The sequence below is a fragment of the Roseofilum halophilum BLCC-M91 genome (assembly GCF_030068445.1).
Taxonomy (GTDB): Bacteria; Cyanobacteriota; Cyanobacteriia; order Cyanobacteriales; family Desertifilaceae; genus Roseofilum; species Roseofilum halophilum.
In genome coordinates this window covers 1-14,531 of record NZ_JAQPOK010000021.1, presented here as the reverse complement: position 1 = coordinate 14,531, position 14,531 = coordinate 1, and the positions used below count along the sequence as shown (strand labels likewise).

Below are 14,531 nucleotides of genomic sequence, written 5' to 3'. Positions count from 1 at the left end.
AATTCCTGAAAGATAACAAGATTCGATGGTAGGGGCAAAAGAGTTTTAGGTTTGTCCCTACACCGGTCTTGGGAGGTTAAAAGGCCCAGAGAACGGGGTCATATTCTAGGCGATCGGTAACGGTGGAGCCGATCGCCGAAATTTCCTCTCGTTCTTCGTCTGAAAGCTGAATTTCTGCGGCTTGAGCGTTATCTTGCACTTGCTGAAGATTGCGGAAACCGGCGATCGCATGGGTGTGCGGTTGGGCAATTAACCACGCTAGAGCCAATTGTGCTAACGTACACTCTTTTCGGGCCGCGATGGGGCGTAATTGTTCCAGGGCATTTTGTACCCGTTGATAATGATCGCGATTGACAAAAAGCTTGTTTTTCCCCCGATGATCGCCAGGGGGAAATTGATGATCCGGGCCAAATTTCCCCGTCAGCAGTCCTTGACAGAGGGAAGAATAGGCGAGAATTGACCAATTCTGTTCCATGCAATAGGGCTGAATTTCTGCTTCAATGGCTCTCCAAAAGAGAGAATAGGGCGGTTGTAAACTTTCAATCGGGCCATATTGCCGCGCCTCTTCCATTTGCGCCACAGAAAAATTAGACACCCCGATCGCCCGAATTTTGCCCTGCTTCTTTAAATCCACCATCGCCTGCATGGTTTCGGCGATCGGTACAATGTCGCTCCCCCAACTGCCAGAGGGCCAATGCAATTGATACAAATCAATATAATCCGTTTGTAAGTTCTGCAAGGACTGCTCGCAAGCGGCGATCGCCGCCTCATAGCGAAAATCACTCACCCACAACTTAGTCGCAAAAACCATCCGATCGCGCACATCTCCTAGCGCTTTACCCACCAGACGCTCAGATTCTCCATTCCCATACTCTGATGCTGTATCAACCGTCGTGATACCGGCCTCGAAACCCGCTCTGAGTCCCTGAAGCAGTTCCTCCTCATCCGTACCAGCCCACATACTTTTATCCGCTTGCCAACTCCCCATAATAATGGGGGTAATCTGAATATCCGTATTGCCTAAAGGGTAAGTTTGCATCGGCTTTAATCTTGTCTTTCACCACTGACTATAGCATTACAGCAGTTTTTGCTCTCAACAAGTATTTTAAGGCCAAGATTTTGAATGGATCGGGCTGCAATTCGCTAGAATTGTGTTGATGATGAATTTTTCTTCAAGTTGGCATGAACAGTTGCATTTTAATGGCCCAAATTATTCAAGACCCTCAACTGCGCTATACACCAGATGAGACTCCGGTCACGGAGATGTTAGTCGAGTTCTCGGCAGTGCGGGCAGAAGATCCACCCCATAAATTAAAAGTGGTGGGATGGGGAAATTTAGCAACAGAACTTGCCCAAGGGTATCATCAAGGGGATCAGGTGATTCTTCAGGGTAGCCTAAGAATGAATACATTCGATCGCCCAGAAGGATTTAAGGAAAAACGGGCGGAGTTAGTGGTTTCCCGAATTTATAGTTTGCATGGGGAACCGGTCGCCACGAAACCCTTGGCGGCAGTGGGGGCAACGGCTAGAGTGCAAGATAACGTCACTCCTATTTCTACTCCGGCTCCGGCTCCTCGTCCCCTGCCAACGCCAGCTCCCGTTACTTCCTCCCCTGCGGATATTCAACCTTTGGAGGAAGATGAAATTCCGTTTTAGGTAATGGGTAATGGGTAAACCCCCCTGTATCCCCCCAAGGGGGGAAGGCAAGAGGCAAGAGGCAAGAGGCAAGAAGTAATTTCTCCGCGTCCCCGTGTCCCCGCGTCTCCGCGTCCCCGTGTCTCCGTATCCCCGTGTCCCCCCATTCCCCCATCCCCTTATCTCACAATCAAAGAAACCTGAAAGACTTGGGCAAAGATCTCTGGGAGGGTTTGGCGGATGTCGGCGAGGGAAATGTGGGGGGCGAATTGGGTTAGAGTACCGACGGGGCGATCGCCAATTCCGCAAGGAACGATCGCCTTAAATCCTTCTAGATCGGAGTTGACATTGAGGGAGAAGCCATGCATGGTAATCCAACGACTGACTTTAATGCCGATCGCCCCTACTTTATAACCATTGAGCCAAACGCCAGTTAAACCGGGAAGGCGATCGGCCTTTAAACCATAAACCTCAAGGGTCTCAATTAAAACGGTTTCTAATTGTCGCAAATACCAATGCAGATCTCGTTGATAATAGGTTAAATTCAAAATTGGATAGCCCACCAATTGGCCGGGACAGTGATAGGTGACTTCGCCTCCCCGTTCCACGCGATGGAGTTCTGCCGGAGGATGCTGCGGATCGAACTTGAGAAAATCTAAGGTAGCGCCTCGTCCCAGAGTATAGACAGGAGGATGTTCGAGCAACAGTAGCACATCGTCTAAATCCGGATTCTCTCGCCGTTCGGCAACCCATTCTTGCTGCCATTCCCAAGCCGTTTGATAGGACACAACTCCCCGTTGCCAAACCTGACAACAGCGAGTACCTCTCAAAAGCATGTTTTCCATAATTCAGTATAGATCTCTGATAACCCCTCTTTAGCGTCTCCATGTCCCCGTGTCTCCGCGTCTCCGCGTCCCCGTGTCTCCATGTCCCCGTGTCCCCGCGTCTCCGCGTCTCCGCGTCCCCGTGTCTCCATGTCCCCGTGTCTCCGCGTCCCCGCGTCTCCGCGTCCCCGTGTCTCCATGTCCCCGTGTCTCCGCGTCCCCGTGTCTCCGCGTCCCCATGTCCCCGTGTCCCCATGTCCCCGTGTCCCCGTGTCTCCGCGTCCCCGTGTCTCCGCGTCCCCGTGTCTCCGCGTCCCCCCATCTCCCCATTCCCCCATTCCCCCACTCCCCATCCCTCTCAAAAATTGGTTAATTTTAACATAAGTTTAGAAAAACATCCGGTTAAAATATCAAGAATTGTCAAGGGATGCAACAGATTTTTAATGGTTGTGTTCAGCAGAATACAAAATGTTAGGGTAAACGTATAACCCCGATGGGAAGTCACTCTTGGCAGTACACTAAGGGTTAAGACCACCCTAGGGAAATTCGTTTAATGGGAGGAAGCTTATATGAAGCTTGTTATCCAGGGAAAAAACATTGATATAACAGATGCAATTCGTGACTATGTTCATCAAAAAGTTGAAAAGGCTGTCAGTCACTTTGAGAGTCTGACAACAGAGGTTGATGTCAATCTTTCGGTAGCTCGTAATCCCCGGATAAACCCCAAGCAGACGGCTGAGGTGACCATTTATGCTAATGGAACGGTCATTCGGTCGGAGGAGAGCAGTGAAGATCTCTACGCCAGTATTGATTTAGTAGCAGATAAGATTGCTCGACGGCTGCGTAAGTATAAGGAGAAGCGCCAAAAAAATAATAAACACAAAGTCAAGGCGGCAGTTGAACCTTCTGAACTGGTGGAAGACCTGGTGGAAGACACGGAGGGTATCAGCGATTTAATTGCTAATGGTACTCCAGAACTACCGCCAGATGTGGTGAGAACCAAGTATTTTGCCATGCCTCCCATGACCGTGGAAGCAGCTCTTGAACAGTTGCAACTGGTCGGCCATGATTTCTTTATGTTCAGAAATGCTGATACCGGAGAAATTAATGTGATCTATGAGCGCAACCATGGTGGATATGGAGTTCTTATGCCCCGCAATGGTAATAGCCATAGCCATGGTCGCAATGGTTCAACGGCTCAAGCGAATGCACCTGTGAGCTTCTAATGCTTGACTTGGATTACAGCGCTTCGCGGGGTAATGGGTAATAGGTAATGGGTAATGGGTAAAACATTTTTCGCCCAATAATGTCGATTTTTGAGACTTTTCAGGAGTAATCCTATCTTTTTATCCCTATTTCCTATTCCCTATTCCCTTACTTCTGCAAGAAGTCTAGCCGATGGCAGACGAGACGGCACGCCTCAAATGCCATCCTGGTTGCCGTTATTGCGGTTGTTGCGTTGGTTCCACGGGCATTTTTTTCCAGATTTTAACACTCATGTCTTGGGAACCACTGATTAAGGTCTTCCCATCGGGACTAAAAGCAACGGCGGTTACTGGGCCTTGGTGTCCTATTAAGGTGTCGATTTCTTCGCCGGTTTCGAGTTGCCAGAGTTTGATCGTTTGGTCGTGACTGCCACTAACTAGCATTTGTCCATCGGGGTTGAGACCAACGGTGTACACAATGCCTTGATGGCCGGAAAAGGTGCGCACTAATCCCCTTGTACTACAATTCCAGAGTTTAATGGTGCGATCGCCACATCCGCCTGCTAGCATTTGGGCATCCGGTGTTAAAGCGACACTATACAAAGCCATGGTAACTTCGAGGGTCATTTGGGGGGTATCGGCTCCCACTTGCCAAACTTGGATTAAACCGCGATGATCGTTCCGGCCGGCGATCGCCAAAACATCCCCCTCTCTGCTAAACCCTAACGAATCAATCTCATAATCCACATAATAATTAGTGCGGATCAACTCTCCATGGGCAAAATCCCAAAATCTTAGGGAACTCTTCTCTTCCAGGGTTTCTGAACCCGCGCTCACCAGGGTTTGACCATCCGCACTAATGGCAACCACCGTTGTCCAATCTTCACATTCCAATTGTTGCAGCAGTTTCCCCGTCGTTAAGTTCCAAATTTCAATTTCTCCGGTCGCTGCTGCTAGGGTTTTCCCATCCCGACTGAGGGCAACGGAACTCACGGATAAATCCTCGGTATCTAAGGATAACCGGGTGATTTCATACGTGCTTAAATCTACTGCATTCATCTCCTGATAGCCCCCACTCGCCAGCCGACTACCATCGGCACTGAGGGCTAAACAAGTGACAGCGCTCGATTGCGTGAGGGTTTTTACGCATTGCCAACCTGTTTTACTTTTAACGGGTTGTGGTTGCGATCTCTGTGGAGATGGGGATTGAGGAGTCACGGGTTGGCTCGGTGCAGGTGTGTCCCACTCCTCCTCATCCCCCCATTCATCATCCCGACTCAGATCCGGTTCAAAGTCCATCTGCGATTGAAAGTCATCAAATCCCTGTTTAATCCGATTCACCCATTTTTCCGCTCGCTCGGTAAAGCTCTTGACATCAGAAGCGGTGGTTTCTGCATCAGGTGTAGGGGGTTGGGGGGCTGGTTCTAACCGGTTTTGCAACTGGATCAGTAACTCCGTTTGTTGGTTAAGTTGGCGTTGCAGTTGGGAAAGGGTAGTTTCTCTATCGGTTTCTGGGGCTGGGGTTGGGTTGGGTAAGCGCCCGATTTCTGCTGAGAGTTTATCGAGTTGGGTTTGCAGTTGGCTTAATTTAGGGATAACATCGCCCGGAGTTTGGGGAACGGGTAAAGATTGTAACTGTTCGTTAACTTGGATAATGGAGTTGAGTAGCTCAGTTGATTGGGAACCGAGGCGCTCTAGGGTGGTTTCCAGGCTTTCCAGTTGGGTGGATGCGGTGTTTACTGCGCTCAGATCCAGGCGATCGATTTGGGCTTGTAAGGCTTCTTTCCAGGTGCTGAGACTCTGCTCAAATGCGTTAAAACTTTGATCGAGATGCTCTTGCAGTCTGCTATATTGACCGCGCAGTTCGGCTAAATCGCTGTCTACGTCTTGCTTGAGGGATTTGACTTCCCCAGAGACTTGGGTTAAGTGGGACTCTAAAGATTGTAGTCGTTCTTCGGTGGGGAGGCGATCGAGGCGTTGTAGAATCTGGGCTAAGGATTCGAGAACATAATTGGATTGATTGCGAAGTTGGGCTAACTCTTCTTCCATAATCTTAAAATCTAGGGTTTCTAAAACCGATAAACGGTCAATTAAGTTAGTTTCAACTCTACTCAGCCCTTGTTCCCACTGTCGAGGGTTGATTTCACTCCCTAGAGAAAGGACGACTGCACGTAAGGATTCAATCTCCTCAGAAACAGTAGCTTGCAGTTGCGGCAAATCCGTTTGTCTGTCTTGCTGATACTGGGCAGCCAGACGTTGACGGTTAATCAGATTCAGAAACAGAGACAAAGACATGGGAGTAGCGACAAAAACCACCTTTTCCAGAAGCACGGCAAACCCAGCCCCCACCACTGAGGCGACAATAGACACAGATTCAGCAATTTCTGTCCAATGGCGGTTGTCCACCGTTGGCTGGTTGTTCGACATGGCAAGATCTCCATTCCTGGATCTAGTGTAGTCTCTTTGATCCGTTACATAAGACCTATGCAAATCTCCTCAGAACTAGGCTTTTCTATGCTAGATAGCTAGTAAGAGAGCAGATTGCTGCTTACTTCCTGCTTCATTCTGGAGAAGTCAGCTTCAACCAGTCCACAGGCTAACACCACCTAACTGGCGGCTATCTCCAAATTAATTGAGGCATTCAAATCTCGATCGCACTTCTTACCACAATGATCGCAGTGAAACACTCTTTCTGAGAGGGAGAGTGTTTCTTTTTTAGTCCCGCAATTAGAACAAGTTTTAGAGCTGGGAAACCATCTATCAACTACAACCAATTCAGAACCATACAGTTGACACTTGTACTCAAGCTGTCTACGGAACTCATAAAATCCCATGTCAGCCATAGCTTTGGCTAATTTATGATTGGCTAACATCCCAGAAACATTTAAGTCCTCAATCCCTATTCTGCTTTGGTTTTTGGCTAAATAGGTTGTGAGTTTATGTAATGTGTCTTTACGGATATTAGCAATTTTTCGATGTAGCCGTGCTATTTGAATTTGAGCTTTTTTCCAATTGGCCGAACCATACTCTTTATGGCGATGTAGCCATTGCAATCTTGAGAGTTTTTTCTCATACTTGCGATAACTCTTAGCGCCAACAAAAACCTCACCAGTTGATAATGTTGCTAAGGCTTTGATGCCCAAATCTACGCCTACAACGGACTGGGTTTTGGGCGGCGTGATTGGTTCAACTTCAATTTTCCAGCTAATAAACCATCTGTCGGCTTGACGACTGATGGTGAAGGATTTAGGTTGATATTCTGTCGGCAGACGCTCATAAGTTTTGAGCCAACCAATTACAGGGACTTTAACTCGAAAGTGGTCAACATATAGCCAACCATCAACAGTAAAACTGTCACCACGTCCTTTTTTCTTAAATCTGGGTGGTTTTTTGGCCTTTTTAAATGCTTGTTTCCAAGCTGATGAAAGCTGCCTGAGAGCATACTGGGGGGCGCATTTACTGACCTCGTAGTACCAAGGACATTCAGGTTTGACCAGGGCTACAAGCCATTTGTGTAGGTCGATCGCACTGGGAAACTTTATTTTTTCTTGACTGTTCTCTTGATTATGGTCAAGAATTTGTTTAGTTAATCGTAGTCCCCAATTCCAGGCATGACGCGCTACACCACAATGCTTGGCTAATGCTGTTCGTTGTTGATTGTTAACCTTTAATTCTGTTTTAAATCCTAGTAACATCAGGAGACATCCTTAATCCCTTGTGTCATATTGTCAATTAACTTCTTATTTTTCTTAGAGCGAGAACCATATAGACGAGCGCTGAACACAGTAATTAGTTCAATCATGTCCTGTACCAACTCTTGCTCAAACGTAATTTCCTCCGGTGACTTATTGATTATCACTACTTCGGTTTCAAACTCCTCACACATTGCAAAAACCAATTCAGCGCCAAAACGCAACAGTCGGTCTTTATGAGTCAATACCAAACGACCAACATCGCCTCGCATTATGCGTTTGAGTAGCTTTTGGAGTCCTTTTTTGTTGTAATCAAGTCCACTTCCAAGGTCTGGGATTGTTTCAAATTGCCATCCGTTAGTGGCACTAAACGCTTCTAGGACTTGAACTTGTCTGATCAGGTCTTGTTTTTGGTCGTGACTACTAACACGAGCGTAATTGATAGTAATGCGCTGATCTGACTGCTTAATTTCTCTTGGTGTCAGTCTTTTGATATCTGTTAGATAAAATCTTCTGTGTCCACTAGGAGCGCGGATACTCTTTATCTTTTTAGCATCCGCCCACCTCCGGATTGTGTCAACAGAGACTCCTAGCTCCTTAGCTGCCTCCCCTATGCTTAAAGTCACGTCCTGAAAGTTCTCCATATAATCCTTACCTTAATATCTTCCCTGGATTATATCGGTAATCAGTGAGATTTGCCAAGATTTGCATACAAATTATCTTTCAGTTACTCACCCCCCCAACCCCCCTTAAAAAAGCGGGGGGCAGTCAAAATCCCCCGCGATCGCATCGGCGAGTATCCCTTTGGGATATCATAAAATCCAGAAGACTCAGTAACTGTCGGTTCCATGCCTGCTAAGGATCTCTATCTAGCGGTTCCCAAACGAACCTATGAAACAATTTTGACGGAAAAGTTAGGTCAGCTTACGATTTAGGATTTAGTTGAATTATTTAACCGACGAGCTAAAAGTCTTGATTTTAAGGCGATCTCAATTCTTTCCAAAACCTTGGTCATTCCTGTGGTATTAATCATCTCTGGAGTGAGATCCGAATTTTGAGCCGCTTGCATGGCTTTTTCCGTGAGAGCATGGCTGGCATAACCGGTAATAATTAAGACTAAATCGGCCGTGGCAATATGACTTTCCATTTGTTGAGCCATTTGTAGCCCATCTTGAGCCGTACACCAATTTAAATCCACTTTAGAAGCTCGCAGACGATTTTTGACTGCCGTGGCTAATTTATCATGGCCTCCAAATACGACAACTTTGCCTTCCAAAAGCATGTAGGGATTGGGTTGTTTTTCCGATACCCGATGGCGAGTTTTGGGTTGAACATTACGCGGTAATTCGACCCTGGCTCGGTTTTCCATGGCTTTGTCGTAGATAAAATTGAGGGTTTGTTCGTGGCTGCCGCGCAAGCGAGCCACGGGGCCTTCTTTGCTATATAAGTTAATTTGATGAATGAGCGCTTCAATCACCTCTTCTAACCCTTGAATGGCTTTGAGGTCTTGAATATAGGGACGAATGGCAACGGCGGCATCGGTGGCACTATAGAAGTCTTCTTGTTCGGCAATCATATCGAGTAAATCAGCTTTCAATTCTTGCCGCCAGCGATAGGTTTGCTCGGCTAATTGTTCATCGAGTAACCGTTCTTCATTGAGAATCAGTTGGCGATCGGCAACTTGAGCGGCTAAAACCGGAGCTTCTTCGAGTTGTTTCTTTAAATCCGCCGCTTTGTCTTCTAACTTTTGTCGGGTAACACTATCTCCTAAACTTAAATGATCGAAGTCAGCGAGGGTCTTTTCCACATCAGCTAATAAAGGTTTAAGTCGTTTTTCAATTTCGGCAACGGCGGCTTGAACCTGTTCATCCCGTTGTTGCTCTAAACGACTGGCTTCGAGTTCAAGTTTGGCGGCTGACAATAAATCTTGAACGGAATTTTCTAAATGATCTAATTCTGAGATATCCATGTTCATGATTGACTGAAGATAAGTAAACGTCACTAGGGTCTGCCCTGGATATGCCCAACCTCCGCCGTAACCATCCAAAACAGACATTACGTTGATCTTATCGTTGATTGCCGTCAGACTTGTAAGTTGGCTCTAATTCTTTATGTCTTCTGGGGATCGGTGGTAGGATGACGAGGGAGTGGGTAAAATTTGGCGAAAGAGCGTGAACTAGGGTTCACAATCAGGGCGATCGCCCTATTTTCCCAGACCCCCTGAATCCGATCAACCCCATCAATCATGCAGTATCGACGATTTGGCAGAACCGATCTACCAATGCCTGTCTTCTCCTGTGGAGGGATGCGCTATCAATACAAGTGGCAAGATAAGCCCCTATCGGAGATTCCAGAAGAGAATCAGAACAATCTAGAAGCAACGATTCGTCGTGCTTTGGAGGTGGGAATTACCCATATCGAAACGGCGAGAGGCTATGGGACATCGGAGCTACAATTGGGTCAAGTTTTTCCCAAATTACCCCGCGATCGCCTGATTGTGCAAACCAAGGTTTCTCCCAAACCCGATCCCCAAGTCTTTCGCCAAAACTTGGAAACTTCCCTCGAGAACCTACAACTCGATACCATCGATCTCTTGGGCATTCACGGGATTAATACCCAAGAGCTAATCGAGCAAACCGTCCGTCCTGGGGGCTGTCTGGACGTGGCCCGTGAATACCAGAAACAGGGCAGAATTCGCTTTATTGGCTTCTCTACCCATGGCCCCACGGATGTGATTACCCAAGCGATTGAAACCGGTCAATTTGACTATGTAAATCTCCATTGGTACTACATTAATCAGACCAACTGGCCTGCCATTCAAGCCGCTCAAAAGCACGATGTGGGGGTGTTTATCATTAGTCCCTCGGATAAAGGGGGACAACTCTACAAACCGCCGCAAAAATTGGTGGATCTTTGCGCTCCCCTGAGTCCCATGGTCTTCAATGACTTGTTTTGTCTCAGCCACCCCCAAGTGCATACCCTGAGCCTAGGGGCAGCTTGTCCCAGTGATTTTGAGGAGCATCTGGAGGTTTTGCCCCTGTTAGATCGGGCCGATGAAATCTTACCGCCCATTCTGAGTCGGTTAGAGGAGGCGGCGATCGCCACTTTAGGCGAAACTTGGTACAAAACTTGGCATATTGGCCTGCCGACTCCCGAACAAACCCCCAAAAACATCAACATTCCCATTATTCTCTGGCTGAGGAATCTGGCCCTCACCTACGATTTAATCGATTATGCCAAAATGCGCTATAACCTCCTGGGCAACGCCAGCCACTGGTTTCCCGGCAATCAAGCCAAGGATCTAGACTCCGTTGACCTCACTGCCTGTTTAGCCCACAGTCCCCACGCTGATGTCATTCCCGAACTGCTCCGAGAAGCTGACCAGCTCCTCGGTGGAGCGGAGGTCAAACGCCTCTCTCAGTCATGAGCTATTAACACTTCGGCTCCGCTTAGTGACCAATTAAAAATTAAAAATTAAAAATGATCTCTGATGTGGGAGTGAGATTGTCTACAATAAGAATCAATGATGAATTTTAAGTCAACACATTACCCCTATGGCTGGAAAAACAAGCGAAAATTCCGATAAACAGAAAGCCCTGAAAGCCGTTCTCACCCAAATAGAGCGCAGTTTTGGCAAAGGTGCAATCATGCGCCTCGGTGATGTAGGGCGCATGAAAGTGGAAACCATTCCCAGTGGAGCGCTCACCCTAGATTTAGCCCTAGGGGGAGGCTTACCCAAGGGACGAGTTATAGAAATCTATGGCCCAGAAAGTTCCGGGAAAACCACCCTCGCCCTCCATGCCATTTCTGAAGTGCAGAAAGGAGGTGGAGTCGCCGCCTTTGTGGATGCCGAACATGCCCTAGATCCCACCTACGCCTCGGTTTTGGGGGTGGATATTGAAAATTTGCTCGTCTCCCAACCGGATACCGGAGAAATGGCCTTAGAGGTGGTCGATCAGTTGGTGCGATCGGCCGCCGTTGATATTGTGGTGGTAGACTCCGTAGCTGCTTTAGTGCCGCGATCGGAAATTGAAGGCGACATGGGCGATGCCCCCATGGGAGCCCAAGCTCGGCTGATGAGCCAAGCCATGCGGAAAATTACCGGAAATATCGGCAAATCTGGCTGTACGGTCATTTTCCTCAACCAACTGCGGCAAAAAATTGGGGTCGTCTATGGCAACCCCGAAACCACCACAGGTGGTAATGCCCTCAAGTTCTATGCCTCCGTGCGTCTGGATATCCGCCGCATCCAAACCTTGAAAAAAGGTTCCGAAGAATACGGCATTCGCGCCAAAGTCAAAGTAGCCAAAAACAAGGTCGCTCCCCCCTTCCGGATTGCCGAATTTGACATTATCTTCGGTAAAGGCATCTCCTCCATGGGCTGTCTTTTAGATATTGCCGAAGAGACCGGAGTCATTACCAAAAAAGGCGCTTGGTACAGTAAAGATGGTAATAATATTGGCCAAGGACGGGATAATACCATTCAGTATATGCAAGAAAATCCCCAGTTTACCCAAGAGGTAGAAAATCAGGTGCGCCAGAAACTAGATATGGGAGCTGTGGTTTCCGCTAACTCGGTGACTCCAGTCAGTGAAGAGGATGCTGAGGCACTCACAGATAGTGAGGATCTGCCCAATGGCGACGTGAAAATTGAAGAGGAGGAGTTGGAACTATAGGGTTTCCAGACTCAAGGGATTGGATTTGTAGGGGAGGGGTTTCCCCTACAAGTCCCTAACTCTTTAAGTGTCGCTAGATTATGGCAAAAAAATTATACCGTCGATTGTTTTCAATCCCTGTCGTGTTGGCGATCGCCTTTGGACTCATTTCCTGTGAGTCTAACCCGCGATCGGCTCAACCAGACACCCATCATTCCCCCGTGCGTTCTGCCCATGGGACTTGGGTAGAAGAAAGCTTTCAAACAGCAGTTGTCAATATAGGCTTAAAAGAACTCGGTTACACCATTGAGACTCCCAAGGAATTAGATTATGCCAGTATTTATCTCTCCATAGCGAATCAAGACATTGACTATAGTGTAGTTTATTACGATAGAGGTTATGAATCCTTCTTTGATGCTGCCAATCAGAATAATCAATTAGAGCGAATGGGCCAGATTATCCCCCCAGGGACTCAAGGGTATCAAATGGATAAAAAAACCGCTCACGAGTATGGAATTACCAGTCTTCAACAGTTGCAAGACCCCCAAATAGCCACCCTTTTTGATAGTAATGGAGATGGCAAAGCCGATTTAGCTGGGTGTAATCCCGGTTGGGCTTGTGGAACAATAATAGAGCATCACATCGAAACCTATGGACTCAAAAACACAGTAGAACAGACTCAGGGAAACTATACAGCCCTGTTGCAAAATACCATCACTCGTTATCAACAGAGACAACCAATTCTATATTATGCCTATAATCCCCATTGGATATTCGCAGTCTTGAAACCCAATGAAGATGTAGTTTTCTTAGAGGTTCCGTTTACCTCTCTACCCGAAGATGAAGAAATGGGAGATTTGACGGAAGACGATACCACATTTGAAGGCAAAAATTTGGGCTGGCCAAGTATAGGACAAAAATTTGTGGTCAACCGGGAGTTCGTAGACCATCATCCCATGGCTAAACGCTGGTTTGAATTAGTGACCATTCCTGTAGCTGATATGAATGAAGTCAGTTTAGCTATTAAAGACGGGAAAAACACCCCAGAAGCTATTAGCAGTTTGGCCCAAGAATGGGTCAGTGACAATCAAGCCCAATTTGACCAGTGGTTAGTTGAGGCAAAAGAGGCCAAATAGCCTGAAGAATAGATGATTAGGAGTGCGGGCATCTTGCCCGCTAGCAGGAGTGCGGGCATCTTGCCCGCTAGCAGGAGTGCGGGCATCTTGCCCGCCAGGAGTGCGGGCATCTTGCCCGCCAGGAGTGCGGGCATCTTGCCCGCTAGGAGTGCGGGCATCTTGCCCGCTAGGAGTGCGGGCATCTTGCCCGCTAGGAGTGCGGGCATCTTGCCCGCTAGTTATAGCCCTTTCTGCTTCGCAGACATGAAACGCGCGGTAATAGGTAATAGGTAATGGGTAATTGGTAGTCAGTTTGATATAAATTTCAAGTTATCGTAGGGTGGGCAGGATATCCTTTTGCCCGGAAAAGAATCTTTTCCCCAAGTAAGATCGTCTCCACAGCCGTCCTAGCGCATCGCCATTGAATTATGACTCGTAAACTTACCCATCTGGCTTTAGCTCTCACCTTAGCTTGTACTTCTAGTGCCATTGCTGCTAGTGCTATTCCTCCAGCTTGGAGTAATTCCCAATGGTCTGTTTCATCTCGGCAATATAGAACAGCCCAATCTTCCCCATCTAGCACAAACTGGGTAACCCTGACCCCTTCTGTTCATCCCACTTCTGGCCGCGCCCTGTCTTTGTGGTCTACCTATTACCATATTTATCAAGCTCAAGAAATCACTTACGGTTATCCATTACTCGATCGCTCTGGTCGAGCCTTAGCTTATCTTTCCCATCGAGATTGGTGTTATGCTGCCTTACAAGGCACGGTGCAAGTCCAAGACCGCTCTGGGAACTTAACAACCTATAATTTTGCCGGTCGAGGGTCGAGATTACAACTCGATTGTTCGGCCTATTTTAAGAGTCTTTCCCCTGCAACTCTACAAAAAACCGGGCGAGTCCGTTTTGGTTTGGCTCGCGGCCCCCATGGAGATGGGGCCGGTGGATATCGTTTAGTCCCTTATCGGACGATAGCAGTCGATCGCCAACGGATTCCTTTAGGGTCTGTCATTTATATTCCTGCGGCTAGAGGACAACACATCTCACTCCCCAATGGAGAGACCATTATTCATGATGGTTATTTCTTTGCCGCAGATGTGGGCAGTGCCATTAAAGGTAATCAGATTGATGTGTTTGTCGGTTCAGATAAACGTAGTCCTTTTCCATTTATTACCAGTAATTCTAGGGGGACATTTCCTGCGTTTGTGGTACAAGATCCTCAGATTAACCAGGTCTTAAGTCGTCTCCATCGATAGGGAATATCGCAGAAGTGTTGAACGGCATCCGTAGCATGTCTAAAATTAGACACACTACACCGGCGATCGGGCGATTTCGTCAAAAAAAGATCAACTTGGGTAGCCAATGGACATAACTTATTTGACCACACATACATGCCTGTAAATAT

13 protein-coding genes are annotated in these 14,531 nt (G+C 47.4%); 6 read left to right on the top strand and 7 right to left on the bottom strand.

The features are described 5' to 3' along the window. Positions 1-76: 76 nt before the first annotated feature. Positions 77-1,039 (bottom strand): aldo/keto reductase, encoded by a 963-nt coding sequence (locus PJF56_RS02950; protein ID WP_283761150.1) that lies wholly within the window; start codon positions 1,037-1,039, stop codon positions 77-79. A 143-nt stretch (positions 1,040-1,182) separates the two neighbouring features. Between PJF56_RS02950 and PJF56_RS02945 the strand changes: the two genes are divergently transcribed. After that, positions 1,183-1,656: a single-stranded DNA-binding protein gene (locus PJF56_RS02945; RefSeq protein WP_283761149.1), complete on the top strand. Its 474-nt coding sequence runs from the start codon at positions 1,183-1,185 to the stop codon at positions 1,654-1,656. Between the two features lie 158 nt (positions 1,657-1,814). Here the strand turns inward: PJF56_RS02945 and lipB are convergent, their stop codons facing one another. After that, positions 1,815-2,471 (bottom strand): lipoyl(octanoyl) transferase LipB, encoded by a 657-nt coding sequence (gene lipB / locus PJF56_RS02940; RefSeq protein ID WP_347179426.1) that lies wholly within the window; start codon positions 2,469-2,471, stop codon positions 1,815-1,817. Positions 2,472-3,028: 557 nt separating this feature from the next. On the opposite strand from lipB, the gene hpf reads away from it, so the two are divergent. Beyond that, positions 3,029-3,685 (top strand): ribosome hibernation-promoting factor, HPF/YfiA family, encoded by a 657-nt coding sequence (gene hpf, locus PJF56_RS02935; protein ID WP_283761147.1) that lies wholly within the window; start codon positions 3,029-3,031, stop codon positions 3,683-3,685. A 216-nt stretch (positions 3,686-3,901) separates the two neighbouring features. Here the strand turns inward: hpf and PJF56_RS02930 are convergent, their stop codons facing one another. The 4 genes from PJF56_RS02930 to PJF56_RS02915 all read right to left on the bottom strand — a co-directional run bounded on the left by PJF56_RS02930 (position 3,902) and on the right by PJF56_RS02915 (position 9,412). Further along, entirely contained in the window at positions 3,902-6,091 is a 2,190-nt protein-coding gene (locus PJF56_RS02930; RefSeq protein WP_283761146.1) for a WD40 repeat domain-containing protein, read from the bottom strand. Between the two features lie 179 nt (positions 6,092-6,270). Then, complete coding sequence (locus PJF56_RS02925; RefSeq protein ID WP_283761145.1) at positions 6,271-7,359, bottom strand: RNA-guided endonuclease InsQ/TnpB family protein; 1,089 nt, start codon at positions 7,357-7,359, stop codon at positions 6,271-6,273. Then, on the bottom strand, positions 7,359-8,000 hold the full coding sequence (locus tag PJF56_RS02920) for an IS607 family transposase (protein WP_283761144.1): 642 nt from the start codon (positions 7,998-8,000) through the stop codon (positions 7,359-7,361). Before PJF56_RS02920 ends, PJF56_RS02925 begins: the two co-directional genes overlap by 1 nt. 287 nt (positions 8,001-8,287) lie before the next feature. Continuing rightward, complete coding sequence (locus PJF56_RS02915; RefSeq protein WP_283761143.1) at positions 8,288-9,412, bottom strand: DUF2325 domain-containing protein; 1,125 nt, start codon at positions 9,410-9,412, stop codon at positions 8,288-8,290. 189 nt (positions 9,413-9,601) lie between these two features. Between PJF56_RS02915 and PJF56_RS02910 the strand changes: the two genes are divergently transcribed. The 4 genes from PJF56_RS02910 to PJF56_RS02895 all read left to right on the top strand — a co-directional run bounded on the left by PJF56_RS02910 (position 9,602) and on the right by PJF56_RS02895 (position 14,382). Beyond that, positions 9,602-10,783 carry an aldo/keto reductase gene (locus tag PJF56_RS02910; RefSeq protein WP_283761142.1) on the top strand — a complete coding sequence of 394 codons (1,182 nt, stop codon included), beginning with the start codon at positions 9,602-9,604 and terminating at the stop codon, positions 10,781-10,783. Between the two features lie 127 nt (positions 10,784-10,910). Then, positions 10,911-12,032, top strand: coding sequence for a recombinase RecA (gene recA, locus PJF56_RS02905; protein ID WP_283761141.1), 1,122 nt, complete (start codon positions 10,911-10,913; stop codon positions 12,030-12,032). 80 nt (positions 12,033-12,112) lie between these two features. Further along, a complete protein-coding gene (gene proX / locus PJF56_RS02900) occupies positions 12,113-13,147 on the top strand; it encodes a glycine betaine/L-proline ABC transporter substrate-binding protein ProX (RefSeq protein ID WP_283761140.1) in 1,035 nt (344 codons plus the stop codon). A 407-nt stretch (positions 13,148-13,554) separates the two neighbouring features. Continuing rightward, positions 13,555-14,382 (top strand): 3D domain-containing protein, encoded by an 828-nt coding sequence (locus tag PJF56_RS02895; RefSeq protein WP_283761139.1) that lies wholly within the window; start codon positions 13,555-13,557, stop codon positions 14,380-14,382. Here PJF56_RS02895 and PJF56_RS02890 read toward each other — a convergent pair. Next, the coding region (locus PJF56_RS02890) for a hypothetical protein (protein WP_283761138.1) at positions 14,346-14,531 on the bottom strand (186 nt) is incomplete at its 5' end. The genes PJF56_RS02895 and PJF56_RS02890 overlap by 37 nt on opposite strands.

Coding starts and splice junctions, on each gene's coding strand:
- hpf (WP_283761147.1), top strand. CDS start 3,029: ATGAAGCTTGTTATCCAGGGAAAAAACATTGATATAACAGATGCAATT.
- PJF56_RS02925 (WP_283761145.1), bottom strand. CDS start 7,359: ATGTTACTAGGATTTAAAACAGAATTAAAGGTTAACAATCAACAACGA.
- proX (WP_283761140.1), top strand. CDS start 12,113: ATGGCAAAAAAATTATACCGTCGATTGTTTTCAATCCCTGTCGTGTTG.
- PJF56_RS02920 (WP_283761144.1), bottom strand. CDS start 8,000: ATGGAGAACTTTCAGGACGTGACTTTAAGCATAGGGGAGGCAGCTAAG.
- PJF56_RS02915 (WP_283761143.1), bottom strand. CDS start 9,412: ATGTCTGTTTTGGATGGTTACGGCGGAGGTTGGGCATATCCAGGGCAG.
- lipB (WP_347179426.1), bottom strand. CDS start 2,471: ATGCTTTTGAGAGGTACTCGCTGTTGTCAGGTTTGGCAACGGGGAGTT.
- PJF56_RS02895 (WP_283761139.1), top strand. CDS start 13,555: ATGACTCGTAAACTTACCCATCTGGCTTTAGCTCTCACCTTAGCTTGT.
- recA (WP_283761141.1), top strand. CDS start 10,911: ATGGCTGGAAAAACAAGCGAAAATTCCGATAAACAGAAAGCCCTGAAA.
- PJF56_RS02930 (WP_283761146.1), bottom strand. CDS start 6,091: ATGTCGAACAACCAGCCAACGGTGGACAACCGCCATTGGACAGAAATT.
- PJF56_RS02945 (WP_283761149.1), top strand. CDS start 1,183: ATGAACAGTTGCATTTTAATGGCCCAAATTATTCAAGACCCTCAACTG.
- PJF56_RS02950 (WP_283761150.1), bottom strand. CDS start 1,039: ATGCAAACTTACCCTTTAGGCAATACGGATATTCAGATTACCCCCATT.
- PJF56_RS02910 (WP_283761142.1), top strand. CDS start 9,602: ATGCAGTATCGACGATTTGGCAGAACCGATCTACCAATGCCTGTCTTC.